Genomic DNA, 18,865 nt, shown 5'->3' on the forward strand with positions numbered 1-18,865 from the left:
ATCATTCAAAAACATATCATTATAATCTAAACTTTAGCTTATATTTGCAGATTAATTGCAGTAGAATTGCTATTGAAATTTTGAACTTGATCTTGAAATTGAATAATGAAACACATTAGAAATTTTTGCATAATTGCCCACATTGACCACGGAAAAAGTACGCTTGCTGACCGATTGCTTGGGGCAACCCAAACCGTAACAGCTCGTGAAGAAAAAGCGCAGTTGCTAGACAATATGGACTTGGAACGCGAACGTGGAATTACCATTAAAAGTCACGCCATCCAGATGGAATACACCTACCAAGGTCAAGAGTATATCTTGAACTTGATTGATACTCCTGGCCACGTGGATTTTTCATATGAAGTTTCTCGTTCGATTGCAGCTTGTGAAGGCGCTTTATTGATTGTAGACGCAGCGCAAAGTATTCAGGCACAAACAATTTCTAATTTATATTTGGCTTTGGAAAACGACTTGGAAATTATTCCGGTTTTGAACAAAGTAGATTTACCAAGTGCTAACCCAGAAGAGGTAAGCGACGATATTATTGATTTATTAGGTTGCAAACTAGAAGATATTATTCATGCTTCGGGAAAAACAGGTTTTGGTGTTGAAAACATTTTAGCTGCCATTATAGAAAAAATTCCGGCGCCAAAAGGAAACAAAGACGAACCTTTACAGGCATTAATCTTTGACTCTGTTTACAATCCTTTCCGCGGAATTGAAGTAATTTTCCGTGTGATTAATGGGGAAATCAAGAAAGGGCAAAAAATTAAATTCATGGCTACTGGCAATGAATATTTTGCTGATGAAATTGGTACACTAAAATTAAATCAGGTTCCGAAACAAATCATTTCAGCTGGAGATGTTGGCTACTTAATTTCAGGAATTAAAGAAGCAAAAGAAGTAAAAGTAGGGGACACTTTGACCGATGCCAAAGACCCAACCAAAAATATGATTACGGGATTTGAGGATGTAAAACCAATGGTTTTCGCCGGAATTTATCCTGTTGACACTGAAGATTACGAAGACTTACGTTCGTCTATGGAAAAACTCCAATTGAACGATGCATCGTTGGTTTTTGTAGCAGAAAGTTCGGCCGCTTTAGGATTTGGTTTCCGTTGCGGATTCTTAGGAATGTTGCACATGGAAATTATCCAAGAACGTTTGGAACGTGAGTTTGACATGACGGTAATTACAACAGTGCCTAACGTTTCGTATTTGGCTTACACCAAAAAAGATCCTGAAACGCCACTTATTGTGAACAACCCTTCTGACTTGCCTGAGCCTTCTAAATTAGACCGAGTAGAAGAACCGTATATCAAAGCAACTATTATCACTAAAGCCGATTTCGTTGGAAACGTAATGAGTTTGTGTATTGAAAAACGCGGACTGATTACTAATCAAACGTATTTGACTACTGAACGTGTGGAGTTGAATTTTGACATGCCATTGGCAGAAATCGTATTTGATTTTTACGACCGTTTAAAAACGGTATCTAAAGGATATGCGTCTTTCGATTATTCACCAATTGGTATGCGAACTTCTAAATTAGTAAAACTAGATGTATTGTTAAATGGGCAAACGGTAGATGCACTTTCTGCTTTGATCCACGAAGATAATGCTTACAATATTGGTAAAAAAATGACCGAAAAATTACGTGAATTAATACCAAGACAGCAGTTTGATATTCCAATTCAAGCGGCCATTGGAGCTAAAATCATTGCGCGTGAAACCATCAAAGCCTTACGTAAAGACGTTACGGCTAAATGTTATGGAGGAGATATTTCACGTAAACGTAAATTATTGGAAAAACAGAAAAAAGGAAAGAAACGTATGCGTCAAGTAGGAAATGTTGAAATTCCACAAGAAGCGTTTATGGCGGTATTGAAATTGAACGATTAATTATTTATTCATTCCTATTTTGATATTTTTTTAATAGTTTTGTACGACAACCCCTTTCAATTATAATGACTAAAAAAATATTATTTATACTAACAATTCTCACCTACTCTGTATGTGGTAATTTATTGTATAGTAATAATTTGCTTAACTATAGTAATTATAAAAATTACAAATTTGAGATTAAAAAAAATCATAGATTTTCTGCTATAAATGAAATCGAAAATGATTTTCAATTTATCAATTTTGATATTGAAGAGGACAACGGATTTGATGATGATCTAGAAAAACAGTTTGCTCCTATTTATTCAGACTCTAATTCAGGTTCTTATTTCAAAAAACAAAAAAGTTACAATACTTCACTTTTTTGTATTCTTCATAAAAAAATCCCTCTTTACGATCTTTTTTGTATCTGGAAGCTACATATAAGCTAATACGATATTCCTAAACTGTTTGCTAACTAGCAAACCAATATTGTTATTAACTTAATATTAGCTCATAATGAATTTAACTTCATTGCGATTTGTAGAAGAAGTAACTCTTCACAAACTTTCGCATTTTTTGCCTGCACAAAATCCGTTGAAAGACTTTGTGCATCATAACACATTACATGCTTTTCAGGATAAAGACTTTTTTACTGCATTACAAGAATCATCTGAAATATTTGGTTACAAAACATTTTTACCTCTTTCGGATTTTAGAAAGAAGTTAAAAAGCAATAAAATAAATGCTGCCATTTTAGATAAAATCATCTTTGAGAAAAAAGGAGAAGACAACTTTTTTACTTGGAAAGAAAATGTTCTACATAAAAATTACGACGAAGCTGTTTATCCAAAAATTGGAAAACTAAGAAGTCTTTGGAAAGAGAAATACGCCATAAACTTAGATAAATCTTCTCATGGTATTCTTTTCAGAATTTTGTGTAGTTATTTAGATCAAGGTATTTCGGTTTGGACATTTCCTGTTCATAAAGACGGATTTTTAGCTTCAATAAAAGAATTAGAAAGTAATGGTGTTTTTAGTATTTTTTCAACGGCAAGAGCTAAGAAATTACTTAATGAAAATACTTCCATTTATAAATTACTTCAAATTATAGTTGGAGAGGGTTTGTATTTTGAAAATTATCTTTTTGATCAACAATTTTCTCATCCTGGATGGAGCGGCATGATTGCAACTTTAGAAAACAATCCAACTTCATTATTAGACGAAAGAAAAATAACTTTAAAAGAAATGATCACTTTTGAATTGCTTTTAGAGATTGATACTTTGGATCAAAAGTTTGGAGAAAACTGGGAACCTTTAATCACTAAAATTAATTTTGATGCTGAAAATTTATTTTCACAATCACCTTATTCAGAATACTTTGAAGTACTTTCTATTTGGCAAGAAGCTTTTGAATGGACATTTTACAATCAAGCTTTAACTGGCTTAAAAGATAAAACGGATGTAAAAATCTCAGAAGAAACCACAAAATTTCAAGCTTTATTTTGTATGGACGACAGAGAATGCTCATTCAGAAGACATATAGAAGCTTTAGAACCTAGTGTAAAAACCTTTGGAGTAGCAGCATTTTTTAACTTCGAATTTTTCTATCAACCCATAAATGGAAAATTCTTTACCAAATTATGTCCAGCACCGATTACGCCTAAATTTTTAATTAAAGAATTACCGAGAAAAAAGAAAAGTGCAAAAGATTATCATTACCATAAAAAATCTCATTCTTTAATATTTGGTTGGCTTATTTCTCAATCTTTAGGGTATACCTCAGCGTTTAAATTATTTTTAAATATTTTTAAACCAAGTATGTCTCCTGCTACTTCAGCTTCCTTCAAACATTTGAATAAAAAGTCGCAACTAGTAATTGAAAACACCAATCCAGAAGATAAAATAGACGGTTTACAAGTAGGATTTTCTATTGAAGAAATGGCAAATCGTGTAGAAGGCATATTGAAAACTATTGGTTTGGTTAAGAATTTTGCTCCAATAGTTTATTTAGTAGGACATGGAGCGACTAGTGTAAACAATACTCACTTTGCAGGTTACGATTGTGGCGCATGCAGCGGAAGACCAAGTAGCGTAAATGCAAAAGTATTAAGTTTCGCTGCCAATCATTTGAAAGTACGTGACATTCTAGCCGAAAGAGGAATTATTATTTCAAAAGACACGCAGTTTCTACCAGCTTTACATGATACTACTAGAGATGAAATTGTTTTTTACGATGAGACTTATTTATCTGAAAAAAATAAAATATTTCATGTAAAAAACAGTAAAATATTTACCAATGCACTTGCAAATAACGCCAAAGAACGCTCTAGAAGATTTGACACCATTAATTCTGACGAAAGTATTTCAAAAGTTCATAAAAAAATAAAAAATCGTTCGGTTTCATTATTTGAACCTCGACCTGAATTGAATCATGCGACAAATGCCATGTGTATTGTGGGAAGAAGAAGTGTTTCAGACCATGTGTTTTTAGACCGTCGCTCGTTTATGAATTCATTTGATTATGAAGTAGATCCAAAAGGTGATTATTTAGCTGGAATATTGAATGCAGTAGCGCCAGTAGGAGGCGGAATTAATTTAGAATATTACTTCTCTAGAGTTGACAATCAAAAACTCGGTGCAGGATCCAAATTACCACATAATGTAATGGGATTAATTGGGGTTGCTAATGGAATTGACGGAGATTTAAGACCTGGTTTGCCAAGTCAAATGATTGAAGTTCATGATCCATTACGCTTATTAATTGTAGTAGAACATTTTCCTGAAATAGTAAAATATGCAATTACTAAAGTTCCTGCAACGTATGAATGGTTTATAAATAACTGGATAAATTTAGTAGCAATTCATCCTGAAACTAAAGAACTTTTTCGTTTTGTAGATGGTGAATTTGTACTTTATAAACCAATTCCATTTGATATAAAAACAATAAATAATTCATTGGGATACGCCATGACAAGTTCAGAAAATTTAAATATAACTCTAATAAAATAAGATGATGACGAATGAATTTTTATTAGTATTTATCATAATTCCTATTTTCGGATTTCTGATTAGTTTTTTTATTCCAGAAAAGAAAGAATCTTGGTTGTCATGGACTGCTTTTACAACCGTATTTCTTCAACTCATAGTTTTATGTGTTTTCATCTTCTATTGGATAATTAATGGTTCAAAAGACATGAATTTGTTTGAATTATCACTTGTTAAAACAAATGATTTCGACTTTTTTATAGATTTTTATTTTGATAAAGTTACTGCAGTGTATTTATTTATTGGTGCATTACTAACTTCAATGATTACAACCTATAGCCGTTATTATTTGCATAGAGAAAAAGGATACAAACGGTTTTTTATGACGGTATTATTTTTCTTTTTAGGATATAATTTAGCCATATTAGCAGGGAATTTTGAAACGTTATTCATTGGATGGGAAATAATAGGAATTTCATCTTTTCTTTTGATTGGATTTTATAGAGAGCGTTATTTACCTGTTAAAAATGCTTTTAAAGTGTTTTCAATTTACAGAATTGGAGATGTTGGAATTATTCTGGCTATGTGGGCAAGTCATCATTTATTTCATGAAAACATTACATTTATAAGACTTCACAATTACGAATTAGTGAACGAACATTTGCAAAACCACACCTTAATTGGTTCTTTCATTGCGCTATGTTTAGCTTGTGCGGCAGCAGTAAAATCTGCACAAGTTCCGTTTTCTTCTTGGTTGCCAAGAGCTATGGAAGGCCCTACCCCATCAAGTGCTATTTTTTACGGTTCACTTTCTGTACATTTAGGTGCCTTTCTAATGTTACGAACAATGCCTTTTTGGGAACATCAAACTTCTATGCGAATTGCTATTGGAGTGATGGGATTTACCACAAGCATCATAACTACATTAATTGCAAGGGTGCAATCTTCGGTTAAAAGCCAAATTGCGTATAGCTCCATCTCACAAATTGGACTAATCTTTATTGAGATTGCGTTAGGTTTTGAAACTTTAGCATTAATTCATATTGCAGGTAATGCCTTTTTAAGAACATATCAATTATTAGTATCTCCATCAGTGGTAAGTTATTTAATAAGAGAACAGTTTTACAATTTTATACCAAAAGAAACACAAAAAAGTATATTTTCTAAAAAACTTGAAAATGCTTTATATCTTTTAAGTTTAAATGAATTTTATCTTGAAAAAATAATTAAAATTTTCCTATGGAATCCCTTACATACTATTGGAAATAAACTTAATTTTTTAAATTTAAAGAAGCTGTTTCTATTATTCTTAAGCACATATATTATAGGAATAATCACTTTATATTTCAAAAATGAGATACCAACTATCATAATTAATTATTTACCCGAACTATTTGCAACTATTGGATTAGTATTTGTATTCAAAGCATTTACAGAAAGAAAAAGTCCTTTTGTAGCTTGGTTATTAATTGTTTTCAATCATTTTTGGATTGTTTTAGCCATTTTATTTAACGAAAAAGTAAGTTACTACGAAATTTCTTTATATATCGTTGGAATTGTAATAGCTGGAATCATTGGATATTTAGCATTATTAAAACTAAAATCAATGGAAAAAAGAATTTTATTAAATCAACATTCTGGACACGTATTTGAACATCCAAAATTTGCTTTCTTTTTCTTATTGGCAGCACTTGGCGTAACGGGATTTCCAATTACTTCTACTTTTATTGGTGAAGATTTATTGTTTAGTCATATTGAAAGTCATCAAATAATATTAGCTTTTTTAGTGGCAAGTAGCTTTGTGGTTTCAGGAATTGCGGGAGTAAGAATATACACCCGATTATTTTTAGGAACTCACATAAAAACATACCACGAATTACCTTATAAATCATCTTAAATACATTCATTTATATGAACTCAAAAATAAAAAAATTCATCCCAGCAGACGGACTTGCGGGATTAAAAGAAAATTTTTCATCAGATGCTATATCTGGTTTTATTGTATTCTTATTAGCGCTTCCTTTAAGTTTAGGGATTGCTAAAGCATCGGAATTTCCACCAATTATGGGATTAATTACAGCAATTATTGGCGGGCTATTAGTTAGCTTCATTTCAGGCTCACGATTAACGATAAAAGGCCCAGCAGCTGGATTAATTGTAATTGTAGCAAGTGCAGTGGCTGAATTTGGAAAAGGAGATCCTATTTTAGGCTGGAAATTAGCATTAGGAGCAATGGTAATTGCAGGTTTTGTTCAAATTTTATTTGGTGTATTAAAACTAGGTAAATTAGCCGATTTTTTTCCACTTTCCGCTATCCACGGAATGTTAGCAGCCATTGGAATTATTATTATTGCCAAGCAAATTCCTGTTTTATTAAATGATAATCCATCACTTGCAAAAGGAAAAGGTCCATTAGAATTATTAGCCAATATTCCGAATTTTATTATGAATTTAGACTATAAAGCTACGATTATTGGTGTCGTTAGTTTAAGTATTATGTTAGGTTGGCCTTATATTAAAAACAAATACATCAAAATGTTTCCTGCACCGCTTGTAGTATTACTTTTTGCTATTCCTGCTGAATTGTATATGGATTTTGCGCATACAGAACCTGCCTATTCTTTAGTTAAAATTGGAAATTTAGTAGATAACATTAACATTAATGCTAGTTTTGCAGGTATTTCAGAAATAGGACTATTTATCAAATTTGTAATTATGTTTGCTTTAGTGGGAACCTTAGAAAGTTTATTAACGGTAAAAGCCATTGATTTAATTGATCCCTTCAAAAGAAAATCGAACACAAATAAAGATTTAATTGCGGTTGGAATTGGAAATGTTTTTGCAGCTTTTTTAGGCGGCTTACCAATGATTGCAGAAGTTGCAAGAAGTTCTTCAAATGTAAATAATGGTGGGAAAACACGTTGGGCAAACTTTTTTCACGGATTTTTCATTTTAGCTTTTTTACTTGTTGCTTCTCCACTATTACAAATGATTCCGAATGCCGCTTTAGCAGCTATGTTAGTTACAGTTGGAATAAAATTGGCACACCCTAAAGAATTTATTCACACTTTTGAAATTGGCAAAGAACAATTAGCTATTTTTTTAGTTACTATTTTCTTTACACTTTTTGAAGATTTATTAGTAGGAATTGCTGCTGGTATGATTTTAAATATGATTATTCACTTATTTCACGGTACGCCAATTTCTTCTTTCTTTAAAGCGCCAACAGAAGTTTCTTTCGAAGGAAATGACTATTACGTAAAAATTAGCAAAGCTGCTATTTTTACTAATTTCTTAGGGATTAAAAGAAAATTAGAAGAAATTCCATATGGATTTAACGTTACAATTAATCTTGAAAAAACAAAAATTGTAGACAATTCTGTTATGGAAAATTTAGATCATTTTATTCACGATTATGAATCTAATGGAGGGAAAGTAATTGTCAAAGGACTTGACAATCACAAAGCATTTTCATCACACCCAAAATCTTCAAGAAAGAATTTAAATTTCAACTCTTAAAAATGACAAAATACAGTAATTTCTTAGTAGCTCTGATTGGGCTACTAGGATTTTTGTTGCCAAATGTTTCAGTCGCACAAACAAAAACAAGTAATAACGATGTTTGGTTTCATTATGTTGGAAAAAATATGCTAACTAAAAAATTATCATTCACATTAGAAGCTACTATGCGATATGCAAATGGTTTATCTGAAAAACAACAATATTTTATTAGACCCTCAATTGATTATCAGTTTACTAAAAAATTCAATGGTAGTATGGGTTATTCGCATTATAACACTTATGTTTATGGGAGTCCGGCTTTGAACAAAACAGATATTCCGGAAGATCACATCTGGATTCAAGGAACTTTTGTACACACAAAAGGAAAATATAAATTCTCACATCGTGTAAGAGACGAAAATAGATTTGTTGGAATTGCAGTAAAAAATGACACAGAATATTCAATTAACCATTATGAATACAGAAACAGACTGCGATATATGTTTTTAATGAATTATACGTTGACAAAAAAAGAAGATAAAGTAAAATTATTTGGGATAGTTGGTAATGAAGCCTTTTTTAATATTGGTTCCAATGCTGGAAAAACCTTTTTTAATCAGAATAGAATTATTGGTGGCTTAGGATATAATATTGATAAAAATCAACAAATACAATTAAATTATATTCATCAAAACATTTGGAATTATTCAAACACTTTTCAAGAGAGTAATCCTACTTTAAGAGTTTCTTACATTACAAATTTTAATCTATAAAAATCATACCACAAATATGAAATATATCAAATAATTAGAGTACAATTCATATAATTTAACTGTTTTACTAGGTGAACTCTATTTGATGATTTAACAATAAAACCCAATAACGAAAGTTGTTGGGTTTTGTTTTTCAATTCAACCCATCAAAGCCTAAAAAACTTTGTACCTTAGCACCTTTAAACTTTGCTACTCCATTATGATTGAAGATAAAAACCCACAACGCACTAGTATTTCGCAATTAGGCGAATTCGGATTGATTGACCATTTGACCAAAAACTTTGCTATCACACAAGCTTCTACTTTAAAAGGAATTGGAGATGATGCCGCAGTTTTGGATTTTAAAGACAAGAAAGTAGTCGTTTCAACAGATATGTTAGTAGAAGGGGTCCATTTTGATTTGGCGTATATGCCTTTGAAACATTTAGGCTACAAAGCAGTGGTTTCGAATGTATCGGACATCTGTGCGATGAATGCCAAAGCAACACAAATAACTGTTTCGATTGCTGTTTCTAATCGTTTCCCTTTGGAAGCCTTAGAAGAGCTGTTTGAAGGAATTACCTTGGCTGCTAATGAATACAAAGTGGATGTTGTTGGTGGAGACACGACTTCTTCACAAAAAGGATTGATCATTTCAATTACAGCAATTGGCGAAGCCGATGAAGCCGAATTAACTTATAGAAATGGCGCTAAATCTAATGATTTATTAGTAGTAACAGGCGATATTGGTGCAGCTTATATGGGATTGCAAGTATTGGAAAGAGAGAAACAAGTGTTTTTGGTGAACCCTAATTCGCAACCTGATTTAGATGCGTATACCTATTTAATCGAACGCCAATTAAAACCCGAAGCCCGAAAAGACGTGCGTACTTTATTGCACGCTTTGGAAATCAAACCTACCTCCATGATTGATATTTCTGACGGATTATCTTCGGAAATTATCCATTTATGTAAGCAATCTAAGGTTGGATGTAATTTATACGAAGACAAATTGCCTTTAGATCCTCAATTCATTAATGTGTGTGAGGAATTTGATATCGACAGCACAACAGTTGCAATTAATGGTGGCGAAGATTACGAATTATTGTTTACCATTAAAATGGAAGATTTTGATAAAATAAAAGGCAATCCGAACTTCTCTATTATTGGCCACATGACTCAAGAAAGCGAAGGCATACATTTGGTTACCCGCGCCAACACTAAAATTGCATTGAAAGCTAGAGGCTGGAATCCTATTGCAGAATAATCAAATTTACGATATACGATTTTTGATATAGGATTTATACATTATTCGATAAATCAAAAAGTCCCAAACTCAATTGAATTTGGGACTTTTTTTATATCGTACTTCGAATATCCGAAATCGTAGTTTAGTCGTTCATTTTCATCAACCAATTTTTCATTGACACTTCGTTCTCGATAATGTTTTTCAAGTCGGCAATGTTAACGCGATCTTGTTTCATACTATCTCTATGACGAATGGTAACCGTTTGGTCTTCGATAGTTTGATGATCCACCGTAATACAGAAAGGAGTTCCCAACGCATCTTGTCTTCTATAACGTCTTCCTACTGCATCTTTTTCGTCATAAGTCACATTGAAATCCCATTTCAAATCGGCAATAATTTGATGTGCAATTTCTGGCAATCCATCTTTTTTAACCAATGGTAAAATAGCGGCTTTAGTTGGCGCCAATACTGCTGGCAAGCTCAATACAGTTCGTGTAGAACCATCTTCTAAAGTTTCCTCTTTTAATGAAGTAGCAAAAACAGCCAAGAACATTCTGTCCAATCCTACTGAAGTTTCAACTACATACGGCACATAATTTTGGTTCAACTCAGCATCAAAATATTGTAATTTTCTACCTGAATATTGTTCGTGTGCTTTCAAATCAAAATCAGTACGCGAGTGAATTCCTTCTAATTCTTTGAATCCAAAAGGGAAATCAAATTCAATATCAGCAGCTGCATTAGCGTAGTGTGCTAATTTTTCGTGATCGTGAAAACGGTATCTTTCTTTTCCTAAACCCAAAGACAAATGCCATTTCAAACGGGTCGCTTTCCAATGATCGTACCATTGCATTTCTTCGCCTGGACGTACAAAAAATTGCATTTCCATTTGTTCGAATTCACGCATACGAAAGATAAATTGTCTCGCTACAATTTCGTTTCTAAACGCTTTTCCTGTTTGAGCAATTCCAAAAGGAACCTTCATTCTACCTGATTTTTGAACGTTCAAGAAGTTAACAAAAATTCCTTGCGCCGTTTCTGGGCGTAAATACAAATCCATAGCCGAATCAGCTGAAGCACCTAATTTAGTTCCAAACATCAAATTGAATTGACGTACTTCAGTCCAATTTCTTGATCCTGATTCTGGACAAGCAATTTCTAATTCTTCGATTAAAGCTTTTACGTCTTCTAAATCTTCATTGCCCAAAGAACGAGCCATTCTTTCTAGAATTTCTCTTTCCTTGGCTTTGTATTCCATTACACGAGCATTGGTAGTCACAAACTCTTGTTCGTTAAACGCATCGCCAAAACGCACCCGTGCTTTTTCGATTTCTTTGATGGCTTTTTGCTTGAGCTTTTCAGCATAATCTTCAATCAAGACATCAGCTCTATATCTTCTTTTCGAATCTTTGTTGTCAATCAATGGATCGTTAAAAGCGTCAACGTGACCTGATGCTTTCCAAGTGGTTGGGTGCATCAAAATGGCCGCGTCCAAACCAACGATATTCTCGTTCATTTGCACCATTGATTTCCACCAATATTCGCGAATATTTTTCTTTAATTCTACTCCGTTTTGTGCATAATCATATACTGCACTCAATCCATCGTATATTTCGCTTGACGGAAAAATAAATCCGTACTCTTTTGCGTGCGAAACTACATTCTTAAATAAATCTTCTTGTTTTGCCATAGTACTGCAAAAATATAAAAAGTGTCCTTAAAAAAAAGGAAATAGTTCAAGTTTGAATCGCTGATTTTCTTATTTTTATGTTTCCTAACCCAAATCTTATGTTTCAAAGCCTCATTCATCTATTTTTCCCACCTAGCTGCGCAGGTTGCAAAACCGTTTTGATTACCAATGAAAATGTAATTTGTACCAATTGCCGACATGAAATGCCGCTCACTCAACACCATTTGAACCCTGAAAATGAAGCATTCAAGAAATTTTACGGGCGTATTCCTGTCGAACAGGTTTCGGCTTTATTGTATTTTCATAAAAAAGGCATTGTACAAGAATTAATTCATAGTCTGAAATACCGAGGCCAAGAGGAAATCGGCACCGTTTTAGGCGAATGGTATGCCGAAGAATTAAAAAATCACCAATTGCTCCAAACCGTTGACTTCATTATTCCCGTGCCTTTACATCCAAAAAAGTTACGAGAAAGAGGTTACAATCAAGTAACTGAATTTGGAAATGCATTAGCGAAATCACTACATATTCCAGTAAACAATACAATTTTATTTCGGCAAGTATATTCCAAAACCCAATCCCAAAAAAATCGTTTAGGCAGAACCGAAGGAATTGATTCCGTTTTTGATGTTTCGTTCTCTGAAAGTGATCATAACCAACATTTTCTTTTGATTGATGATGTCATTACTACGGGTGCTACACTAGAAGTTTGTGCCAAAGCGTTGTTGAAAATTCCCGGAGCGAAAATTAGTATTGTTTGTATGGCAATGGCCGATTCTTAAATAATAAATTTATATTTGTTTCAATTAATCCCTATTTGATACCCAATCCCAATGAAAACTAAAACTTTCTTTTTCGCCCTATTATTCGCTGGAACCTCAGCGCTTTTTGCCCAACAAACTCAACCAAAAGCAGGTGCCGACAAAGACACCCACGGCTGTATTGCCTCAGCAGGTTACACTTACTCGCAACTAAAAAAAGAATGCATTCGCACGTTTGAACAAAAAATACAATTGAAAGAAATTGCCACCAAAGGCAATTACACTGCCGCAGTCCTTTTTAACAAAAACCAATCCAAGGCTGAAATTTTCTTGAAAGAAGGGAAAACGAGCGTGATTCTTAACCGTACCGCTAAAAGAATTTGGAAAAATACTGCCTACTCTTTAATACAAGACAAAGGATTTGTGTTGAGTAAAAATAAGAAGGCAGTTTATAGGTTGTAATTTTCAAATTCATTTGATTAAACTTCTTTTAACAAAATTATCACACAATGATGTTTTCTATTTGAAGTTAAATGCCTAATTTTGATTTCACTTATTAATTTTCACTTAAAATAATTATATTATGGCTTTTGAATTAGCACCATTACCTTATGCTTACGATGCGTTAGAACCGCACATTGATGCGCGCACTATGGAAATTCACCATACAAAACACCACAATGCGTATACAACTAACTTGAATGCTGCAATTGCAGGCACCGATTTAGAAGGAAAAACAATCGAAAATATTTTAATTAATTTAGACAAAACTAATGCTGCTGTTCGAAACAATGGTGGTGGTTTTTACAATCACAATTTATTTTGGTCTGTAATGACTCCAAACGGTGGTGGTTTACCAACAGGTGAATTATTAGAAGCTATCGAAGCTTCTTTTGGAACCTTTGAAGAATTCAAAGCAAAATTTGCTAAAGCGGGAGCAACTCAATTTGGTTCAGGATGGGCATGGTTGTGTGTTCATAAAGGTGGAAAATTAGACGTTTGCGGAACACCAAACCAAGACAATCCTTTAATGCCAGAGGTTGGTTGTGGAGGAACTCCAATCCTTGGGATGGATGTTTGGGAACACGCGTATTACTTGCACTACCAAAACAGAAGACCTGATTATATCGAAGCGTTCTTCAATGTAATTAACTGGACAGAAGTTACAAGACGTTTTGCTTTAGAGAAATAGTCTTTGTTTAATACATAAAAAATCCGCTGATGACCTCAGCGGATTTTTTTGTCTTAATTTCCTAATTTAAGTAAAATAAAAGAGGAGGAATTACTTCCTCCTCTTTTGCCCCAAATCTACCACAAACTTAACCTTCCATTGTTAATGGTAGTATAAATATAACTTTAGATTTGTTGTCTTTAATTTTATTTAGACGAAATCCTAAAAAAATCGACAAACGGTATTTTTTAGCTTAATACGCGCGCGCATCTTTTCCTTCGTAGAAATTCATAAAAGCACGATTGACTACTCGGTTCCCACCTGGTGTTGGATAGTCTCCAGTGAAATACCAGTCCCCTAGATTTTTCGGGCAAGCAATATGTAAATCTTCTACCGTTTGGAAAATAATTTTTACCTCGGCATTTATTTCTGGAGAGCTCAACATCTCTGCAATTTTATCTGAGATTTCCTGAGGTGTAAATGGCTCATAAATTGCAGTAACATAATTCACCACTTCCGCATCTATAAAGTTTTCTTGCGCTTTACACTTAGTATAAACTTCATCAACAATAGAGTATAAATTACGCTCTTTTAATAATTCTAAAGCTGCTCTAAAAGCCACTAGGCCTTCTAGTTTTGCCATATCAATTCCGTAACAGTCTGGATAACGAATTTGTGGTGCCGATGACACAATCACAATACGTTTTGGTTTCAAACGATCCATCATTTTAATGATACTCATTTTCAGAGTAGTCCCTCTAACAATACTATCGTCAATAATGACCAAATTATCCGTTGGTTTTATCACCCCATAAGTTACATCATAAACGTGAGCAACTAAATCGTCACGACTACTATCTTCTGTAATAAACGTTCTTAACTTAGCATCTTTAATCGCTACTTTCTCAGTACGAATTTTAACTTTTAAAAGCTCTTGTAAAGTTTGCGCTGTTAACGTATTTCTGTTTTTTAAAATGTAATCATTTTTTCTTTGGTTCAAGAAATCTTGAGCCGCTTCCACTAATCCGTAGAAAGACGTTTCAGCAGTATTTGGAATATACGAAAATACCGTATTATCAGTATCTTGATCTATCGCATTTAATACTGAAGGCAAGATTAATTTACCAAGTGTTTTGCGTTCTTGATAAATTTCAGCATCACTTCCTCTAGAGAAATAAATTCGTTCAAACGAACACGCTTTCTTAACGGTAGGTGCTAAAATTTGATTTAAGGAAATGTTTCCGTTTTTCTTAATAATCAACGCATTTCCTGGTTCAATTTCTTGAACGCTTTCAAAAGGAACGTTAAATACTGTTTGGATAACTGGTCGTTCTGAAGCTACTACTACTACTTCATCATCTTGGTAATAATACGCTGGGCGAATTCCAGCTGGATCTCTAAACACAAAAGCATCTCCGTGTCCCAAAAGTCCTGCCATCGCATAACCCCCATCTAAATTTTTAGAAGCACGAGTTAAAATTCGGGCAACATCTAATTTCTCAGCAATAACCGGTGACGCCTCTCTTTTATTTAAGCCGGCATTTTTACATTCTTGATACAAATCGGTTACAGCATCATCTAAGAAATGTCCAATTTTTTCCATTACGGTTACCGTATCCGCCATTTCTTTTGGGTGCTGACCCAATTCAACCAAACTTTGGAACAATTCCTTAACATTTGTCATATTAAAGTTTCCTGCCAAAATTAAGTTTCTATGCATCCAGTTATTCTGACGCAAAAAAGGATGGACACTTTCAATACTATTTTTACCAAAAGTACCATAGCGCACATGTCCTAAAAACACTTCCCCTAAATAAGGAATATTCGCTTTTTGAAGCGCTACATCATTCGCATACTCGGGATGTGAACTCATTTCTGAGTTAATTCTTTCATTAATTTGAGCAAAAACATCTTGTATTGGTTGTGCTGCATTAGAACGCACACGGCTGATGTATCTTTCTCCTGGCTCTACGTCTAATTTGATACTCGCAAACCCCGCTCCATCTTGACCACGATTGTGCTGCTTCTCCATCAACAGATACATTTTTTGTATCCCGTAAAAAGCAGTTCCGTATTTTTCTTTATAAAATTCAAGCGGTTTTAAAAGCCTCACTAAGGCAATTCCACATTCGTGTTGTAAAGCGTCGCTCATTGTTGTATTGTAATTGGTTGTGTTGTGTTATGTATAAAAAAAGCCCCGAAAATTTCGAGGCATGAGTAATTATAATTGGATATCAAATTGTGTCAATGATTTGAATTGTTGCAATCTAGACACTACTTCTTTTTTATCTAAAGCTAGCATTCTTTCTGTTCCAAATTTCTCTACGCAGAACGAAGCCAAGTTGGAACCATAAATTACTGCGTTTTTCATATTTTCAAAAGACACATTTTCGCTTTGTGTAATAAATCCTGTAAATCCACCCGCGAAAGTATCTCCAGCTCCCGTTGGATCAAAAACTTCTTCTAAAGGCAATGCTGGTGCAAAAAACACTTCACCGTTATGAAATAAAAGTGCGCCGTGTTCTCCTTTTTTGATAACCACATATTTAGGACCCATTGTATGGATTTTAGCTGCTGCTTTCACCAATGAATATTCTCCTGACAATTGTCTCGCTTCTTCATCATTGATCGTAATAACGTCGATACGTTTCATCACGTCCAATAATTCTGGTAAGGCACAATCCATCCAAAAGTTCATCGTGTCTAAAACGACCAATTTAGGTTTTACTTCCATTTGGTCCAAAACGCTGCTTTGAACTAATGGATGCAAGTTCCCCAACATCACTACATCAGCATCTTTAAAATTTTGAGGTACTTTTGGTTGGAAATCAGCCAAAACATTCAATTCGGTTGCCAAGGTATCTCTAGAATTCAAATCGTTGTGGTACAAACCACTCCAAAAGAACGTTTTACCTCCCTTAACAATTTCAAGACCTGAAATGTCTATATTTCTAGCCGTCAATAAATCCAAATATTCTTGTGGAAAATCGTCTCCAACTACGGAAACAATAGCTGATTGCAAATTGAAAAAAGAAGCTGAAAGACCAATATAGGTTCCAGCACCACCTAAAATTTTATCTGTTTTCCCAAAAGGAGTTTCAATAGCGTCGAAAGCAACTGTTCCAACAATCAATAATTTGTTCATTATTTTAGTTTCGAAATTAAGAGGCAAAGATAGTTTATAAGTTTTAGAGTTGCAAAGGTTCAAAGAGGCAAAGTGAAGAGAATTTTACATTCTTCAAAATGGAGTATTACAACAACTTCTCGTCTTCTTTTTCGTAATATTCATCTACCGAAAGTTGCTTTTGTGCTGATGCCATTACAGCTAATTCATCACATCGCTCATTTTGAGGGTGGTTATTGTGGCCTTTAATCCATTTAAAATCGACTTGATGTTTTTTGTAAATAACTAAAAACCGTTTCCACAAATCAGGATTTTTTTTGCCTACAAAACCTTTTTTCTCCCAGCCAAAAACCCATTTTTTTTCTACGGAATCGACCACATATTTCGAATCAGAAACTACGAGAACTTTAGTATTGGGATTTTTTAATTTTTCGAGACCCACTATAACTGCTAACAATTCCATTCTGTTGTTAGTAGTATGCCTAAATCCTTCGTAAAATTCTTTTTTATACGGTTTGCCCACCCATTCCATAACCACACCATAGCCTCCAGGACCTGGATTGCCCTTGGCTGCACCATCGGTATAAATATGTACTTGATGTGACATTAGTAGGTTATGTGTTTATGAGGTTATTAGTTGTTATGATTGTTCCTGACTATTGATTGTTCAACAATTTTTCTATCACTACTGGAAAATGTTCTTGCTCCAGTTCGTGAATTTTAGCAGCAACTTGTTCAGGAGTATCGCCAATTAAAACCGCTACTTCTTTTTGAAAAATACTATTTCCTTCGTCATAATTTTCATTGACAAAATGAATGGTAATTCCGGTTTCTTTTTCTTTGTTTTGAACAACAGCTTTATGAACATGCATTCCGTACATTCCTTTCCCACCGTATTTTGGCAACAAAGCAGGATGAATATTAATTATTTTATCAGGATAAGCTGCTACTATTGTTTCTGGGAATTTTAATAAAAATCCTGCAAGTACAATTAAATCAGGTTGAATTGTATTAATTTCTTGTAGTACTTTTCCTGTTTCTAAATCGTTTTTGGAAAAAATTTCAGTACCAATGTTAAAGTTTTTTGCTCTTTGAATTACCTGAGCATCGGCTTTGTTTGTGAATACTTTTACCACTTTTGCCAATTTAGAACTATCAAAATACCGAATAATATTTTCGGCATTAGTGCCTGATCCCGAGGCAAAAATTACAATTTTTTTCATGTCTTCAAGCTATTTGTTATGCAAAAAAAGGGATAATAAATGGAAAAAAATAGCAATGTCAAACCTTTGTTACAATAAATTTTATATTTTCGTTTGCACATTTATTAACTAAATAGTTGTTTTAAAATAAAGTTTTTTATTTTTGCCAACAAATTAAATTTTAAAATTAAAATATTATGTCAGACATTGCATCAAGAGTAAAAGCGATTATCGTAGACAAATTAGGTGTTGACGAAAACGAAGTTGTAACAGAAGCAAGCTTCACTAACGATTTAGGAGCTGACTCCTTAGATACTGTAGAGCTTATTATGGAATTCGAAAAAGAATTTGATATTCAAATTCCAGACGATCAAGCAGAAAATATCGCTACTGTAGGTCAAGCAATCTCTTACATTGAGGAAGCTAAAAAATAATACTAAGACACCCGTTTCATTTTGTCTCGGGTGTTATTATTTTTATTACATTTAAATTTGTGATTGAAATTCAATCAAAACCATATAAAATCAACACCCACAGCTCTTTATG

The 18,865-nt window shown here is 33.5% G+C and carries 15 protein-coding genes; 10 read left to right on the forward strand and 5 right to left on the reverse strand.

Going from position 1 to position 18,865, the window contains the following annotated elements; all coding sequences use genetic code 11:
• The first annotated feature begins 105 nt into the window (after nt 1-105).
• From lepA to thiL, 6 genes are all read left to right on the forward strand, one after another.
• A complete protein-coding gene (gene lepA / locus LPC23_RS01950) occupies nt 106-1,902 on the forward strand; it encodes a translation elongation factor 4 (RefSeq protein WP_229330654.1) in 1,797 nt (598 codons plus the stop codon).
• A gap of 498 nt (nt 1,903-2,400) precedes the next feature.
• The gene (locus LPC23_RS01955; RefSeq protein ID WP_229330657.1) at nt 2,401-4,893 is read left to right on the forward strand and encodes a YbcC family protein; all 2,493 of its coding nucleotides are present in this window, start codon (nt 2,401-2,403) and stop codon (nt 4,891-4,893) included.
• Nucleotide 4,894: 1 nt separating this feature from the next.
• Nucleotides 4,895-6,766 (forward strand): proton-conducting transporter transmembrane domain-containing protein, encoded by a 1,872-nt coding sequence (locus LPC23_RS01960; protein WP_229330659.1) that lies wholly within the window; start codon nt 4,895-4,897, stop codon nt 6,764-6,766.
• 14 nt (nt 6,767-6,780) lie between these two features.
• A complete protein-coding gene (locus LPC23_RS01965; protein ID WP_229330660.1) occupies nt 6,781-8,388 on the forward strand; it encodes a SulP family inorganic anion transporter in 1,608 nt (535 codons plus the stop codon).
• A gap of 2 nt (nt 8,389-8,390) precedes the next feature.
• Nucleotides 8,391-9,143, forward strand: a complete 753-nt coding sequence (locus tag LPC23_RS01970; protein ID WP_229330662.1) for a DUF2490 domain-containing protein — start codon at nt 8,391-8,393, stop codon at nt 9,141-9,143.
• A 199-nt stretch (nt 9,144-9,342) separates the two neighbouring features.
• On the forward strand, nt 9,343-10,389 hold the full coding sequence (gene thiL / locus LPC23_RS01975; protein WP_229330664.1) for a thiamine-phosphate kinase: 1,047 nt from the start codon (nt 9,343-9,345) through the stop codon (nt 10,387-10,389).
• Between the two features lie 124 nt (nt 10,390-10,513).
• Here thiL and LPC23_RS01980 read toward each other — a convergent pair whose 3' ends face one another.
• Complete coding sequence (locus LPC23_RS01980) at nt 10,514-12,061, reverse strand: glycine--tRNA ligase (protein WP_229330666.1); 1,548 nt, start codon at nt 12,059-12,061, stop codon at nt 10,514-10,516.
• A 98-nt stretch (nt 12,062-12,159) separates the two neighbouring features.
• On the opposite strand from LPC23_RS01980, the gene LPC23_RS01985 reads away from it, so the two are divergent.
• From LPC23_RS01985 to LPC23_RS01995, 3 genes are all read left to right on the forward strand, one after another.
• Nucleotides 12,160-12,843: a ComF family protein gene (locus LPC23_RS01985; protein ID WP_229330668.1), complete on the forward strand. Its 684-nt coding sequence runs from the start codon at nt 12,160-12,162 to the stop codon at nt 12,841-12,843.
• A gap of 51 nt (nt 12,844-12,894) precedes the next feature.
• Nucleotides 12,895-13,284, forward strand: coding sequence for a hypothetical protein (locus LPC23_RS01990; RefSeq protein ID WP_229330670.1), 390 nt, complete (start codon nt 12,895-12,897; stop codon nt 13,282-13,284).
• A gap of 121 nt (nt 13,285-13,405) precedes the next feature.
• Nucleotides 13,406-14,014 (forward strand): superoxide dismutase, encoded by a 609-nt coding sequence (locus LPC23_RS01995; protein WP_229330672.1) that lies wholly within the window; start codon nt 13,406-13,408, stop codon nt 14,012-14,014.
• 232 nt (nt 14,015-14,246) lie between these two features.
• On the opposite strand, the gene LPC23_RS02000 is transcribed toward LPC23_RS01995, so the two are convergent.
• From LPC23_RS02000 to purN, 4 genes are all read right to left on the reverse strand, one after another.
• On the reverse strand, nt 14,247-16,145 hold the full coding sequence (locus LPC23_RS02000; protein ID WP_229330674.1) for an amidophosphoribosyltransferase: 1,899 nt from the start codon (nt 16,143-16,145) through the stop codon (nt 14,247-14,249).
• 69 nt (nt 16,146-16,214) lie between these two features.
• On the reverse strand, nt 16,215-17,138 hold the full coding sequence (locus LPC23_RS02005) for a PfkB family carbohydrate kinase (protein WP_229326030.1): 924 nt from the start codon (nt 17,136-17,138) through the stop codon (nt 16,215-16,217).
• Nucleotides 17,139-17,244: 106 nt separating this feature from the next.
• Complete coding sequence (rnhA, locus tag LPC23_RS02010) at nt 17,245-17,724, reverse strand: ribonuclease HI (protein ID WP_229330676.1); 480 nt, start codon at nt 17,722-17,724, stop codon at nt 17,245-17,247.
• Between the two features lie 49 nt (nt 17,725-17,773).
• Nucleotides 17,774-18,340, reverse strand: coding sequence for a phosphoribosylglycinamide formyltransferase (gene purN, locus LPC23_RS02015; protein WP_229330678.1), 567 nt, complete (start codon nt 18,338-18,340; stop codon nt 17,774-17,776).
• A gap of 176 nt (nt 18,341-18,516) precedes the next feature.
• On the opposite strand from purN, the gene LPC23_RS02020 reads away from it, so the two are divergent.
• Complete coding sequence (locus LPC23_RS02020; protein ID WP_007137004.1) at nt 18,517-18,753, forward strand: acyl carrier protein; 237 nt, start codon at nt 18,517-18,519, stop codon at nt 18,751-18,753.
• Nucleotides 18,754-18,865 lie beyond the last annotated feature (112 nt).

Source organism: Flavobacterium ammonificans (genome assembly GCF_020885975.1).
In the GTDB taxonomy this organism is placed as follows: domain Bacteria; phylum Bacteroidota; class Bacteroidia; order Flavobacteriales; family Flavobacteriaceae; genus Flavobacterium; species Flavobacterium ammonificans.